This is a genomic window from Paenibacillus sp. S150, from assembly GCF_019352175.1.
Taxonomy (GTDB): Bacteria; Bacillota; Bacilli; order Paenibacillales; family Paenibacillaceae; genus Paenibacillus_AQ.
The window spans coordinates 1-2,216 of the sequence record NZ_JACBYI010000085.1 but is presented as its reverse complement, the minus strand read 5'-3'; the positions used below and the strand labels follow the sequence as shown (position 1 = coordinate 2,216).

The following is a 2,216-nucleotide window of genomic DNA, read 5'->3' as shown; positions in this document are numbered from 1 at the left end:
GTGCCAAGTGCCAAGTGCCAAGTGCCAAGTGCCAAGTGCCAAGTGCCAAGTGCCAAGTGCCAAGTGCCAAGTGCCAAGTGCCAAGTGCCAAGTGCCAAGTGCCAAGTGCCAAGTGCCAAGTGCCAAGCGCCAAGTGCCAAGTGCCAAGCGCCAAGTGCCAAGTGCCAAGTGCCAAGAGCCAAGCGCCAAGTGCCAAGTGCCAAGTGCTAAGCGCCAAGTGCCAAGTGCCAAGTGCCAAGTGCCAAGTGCCAAGTGCCAAGCGCCAAGCGCCAAGTGCCAAGTGCCAAGTGCCAAGTGCCAAGTGCTAAGCGCCAAGTGCCAAGTGCCAAGTGCTAAGTGCCAAGTGCCAAGTGCCAAGTGCCAAGTGCTAAGTGGATAAAGTAAAACTAAATTGGCTAAGAACCTGCCTGCAAAGGGCATTAGTGGGATTTTGTACATCTAATTTGCGCTTGTTCACCCCATAAGGCCGATTTCAGCCGGATTAGTGATACTTTTTCCCACATAGGATACTTTATAAGCTGATGAGCTTCGATTAGTGATACTTTTTCCCACATAGGATACTTTATAAGCTGATGAGTTTCGATTAGTGATACTTTTTCCCACTAAGCAGGGTGCCTGTTTCATTGACTTTTCAAATCTTATATAAGCGGTATTTAGTGCCAGTGACCAGCGACCAGTGAGCGGCAAGTACTGATGAGTTGAGCGGAGACCCTTTCCGCCTGCCGGGCATTGTCTTTCTTACAAAAGATGTTATCCTATAGATAGATCCCCACCGCGGGATCTATTTTACTATGTGGAAGGAATGATGGAAATGAGAGGGCAAGTACAGATTTTCGAGCAGGAACTGATGAAGAGAGCGGGTGAAATCTATTATGAGCCATAGTCTGATTACGGACTCCCTGCGTGAGGAACTGGTGCGGCAGCTTGTGTATTTGGATGAAAATGAGTATGCAATTCTAGACAGGGTGGCCTCGGAATCGCCTGCCGACAGGACAGCTATCCGTACCCTGATTAGAAAATATCAAGAGCGTGTGCAGGGGATTTTGTCCGGCACCGGCGATGAGCTTGAACGCTGCGTAGTGCTGGTCGGCTCCTGGGTTTCACTGCAAATCGGCCCGGAAACGCTGAAGGATGCCTATCGAATCGTAATTCCCGGTGAATCCGGGCTGGATGAGCACTGCATTTCACTCTGGTCACCGATGGGCAGAGAGCTGCTCCTGACTGAACCCGGAGAGACGGTAACAGTTCATACCCCGCTCGGCAGTGACCGGGTGCTCGTGCTGAATAACGTGTACGATTATGCGTCTGGGGCTGAACGGTTAGGATAACCGATAAGCATGAACCGGTGGTGTGAACGATAACAGTCTGCAACAAAAACAGTCTTGCACAAAGCCAAACCGCAGAAATTAAACTCCGTGTGGGTGGTTATGGCGGAATGGCTTCCGGGGAGAAGACGGCTAACTGCCGTGGGTCCTGAAGTCTAAGTGGAATTAGTATAACTAAATCTGCTGTAAAACGTTCCACTAGGGCATTAGTGGGATTTTGTACACTTAATCAACCATGGCCTGGCAGCCACCGTCGGTCATGAAAAACAGATGAAGACAGAGTGCGTATTTGGTAAAATGGTGCTGTGGATCAGAGGTCGATAAAATATTGGTGAGAAATCCCGACACTTAATCTGACCGACTGCAACGACGAGAAACGCCGAGTGTTGCCACGAGCACGTGTATAAAATTCCATCTCTTTAGGTTGCATGATCCACGCAATATTTTGTCTTGGAGGTAAGGAATATGGATGCCATTCGTGAACACTGTGCCGGATTGGATATTCATCAGGAGACGGTGGTGGTTTGTCTGCTGAGCGGCCCCTTGGAGAAGAAACCCAAGTCCGTGACCGAGACGTTCGGAACTACGACCCGTGAACTCTTAAGATTACAGGAGTGGCTGGAACAGCAGGGATGCACCGGGATTGCCATGGAAAGTACAGGTGTCTTTTGGAAACCTGTATGGAACATCCTGGAAAGCACTTGTGCGATCACGTTAGCCAACCCGCAGCGCATCCGCCAGATCCCCGGGAAGAAGACGGACATCAAGGATGCCGAGTGGATCGCCAAGCTCCATCGCTGCGGCTTGATCGAGGGAAGCTTTGTCCCGGACGAACCCATCCGCGATTTGCGTGACCTCACCCGGTATTTGCGCAAACTCAAGCACAACGCG

2 protein-coding genes are annotated in these 2,216 nt (G+C 50.7%); both read left to right on the top strand.

Annotated elements, in window-relative coordinates; all coding sequences use genetic code 11:
• The first annotated feature begins 872 nt into the window (after positions 1-872).
• A complete protein-coding gene (locus HYD27_RS31595; protein WP_219221742.1) occupies positions 873-1,328 on the top strand; it encodes a GreA/GreB family elongation factor in 456 nt (151 codons plus the stop codon).
• Positions 1,329-1,790: 462 nt separating this feature from the next.
• On the top strand, positions 1,791-2,216 hold a 426-nt coding region (locus HYD27_RS31590; protein WP_219221741.1), incomplete at its 3' end, for an IS110 family transposase.

Coding starts and splice junctions, on each gene's coding strand:
- HYD27_RS31595 (WP_219221742.1), top strand. CDS start 873: ATGAGCCATAGTCTGATTACGGACTCCCTGCGTGAGGAACTGGTGCGG.